Source organism: Bartonella sp. MR168JLCBS, assembly GCF_042194175.1.
Genome location: NZ_JBHIMP010000330.1, coordinates 1 through 752, shown reverse-complemented (window position 1 = coordinate 752; position 752 = coordinate 1). Strand labels below are relative to the sequence as shown.

2 pseudogenes are annotated in these 752 nt (G+C 39.8%); one reads left to right on the top strand and one right to left on the bottom strand.

Annotated elements, in window-relative coordinates:
* Window positions 1-496, bottom strand: a pseudogene (locus tag ACFIK8_RS11225) (3-isopropylmalate dehydrogenase); the annotation flags it as partial.
* A 105-nt stretch (window positions 497-601) separates the two neighbouring features.
* On the opposite strand from ACFIK8_RS11225, the pseudogene ACFIK8_RS11220 reads away from it, so the two are divergent.
* A pseudogene (locus tag ACFIK8_RS11220) lies at window positions 602-752 on the top strand (2,3,4,5-tetrahydropyridine-2,6-dicarboxylate N-succinyltransferase); the annotation flags it as partial.

Here is a 752-nt window from a genome sequence, read left to right as displayed (position 1 = left end):
CAATCGTTGGTGCGCCAACATCGGCAGCACCACGATTTCCCGCTTCCATTACCCCTGGTCCTCCCCCAGTGACAACCACAAATTCACGATACTCGGTCGTTGCAGAATAACGTGAACATAAACGGGCAAATTCTCTTGCCTCATCGTAATAATGTGACATAGCATGCAAATTTTTCTTTTGCGTTTCATTTTTTGCTGCCCACGCGTCTTTCCCGGATTCAAAAATACGGGCACTACCAAATAAAACTACTGTTGATTGAATATCATAGTCTTGAAGCGTTATTCCCGGTTTTAAAAACTCAAGACTTATACGCTGTGAACGTAGGTCAGGACGCATCATAAAGTCCTGATCAATATAAGCCAAACGATAAGCAGACGAACGCATTTGTGCTAGATTAGAAATTTCATAGCCTTGTTTTAGAGTATCTTTTGCACAAATAAGTGGCATCCAATTTTTCTGCTCTTCTTCTCTTTTTCCTTTATAGCCTTTTTTCATGCACCTGTCCTGCTTTCTTATTGTTTTATTGACTGAATACATTTCTTCGCGTAGGTCATAGAAATACATCTTGAAGCTTTCAACTTATTTAACGGAACTCTGGTCATGACCAATCTCACACAACTTGAAATGATTATTGAAAAAGCATTTGATGATCGCGATTCTATCAAGACCACAACAAAAGGCGAAATTCGTGAAAGTGTCGAACACGCATTAAATCTTCTTGATAAAGGTGAAATCCGTGTAGCAGAACGTC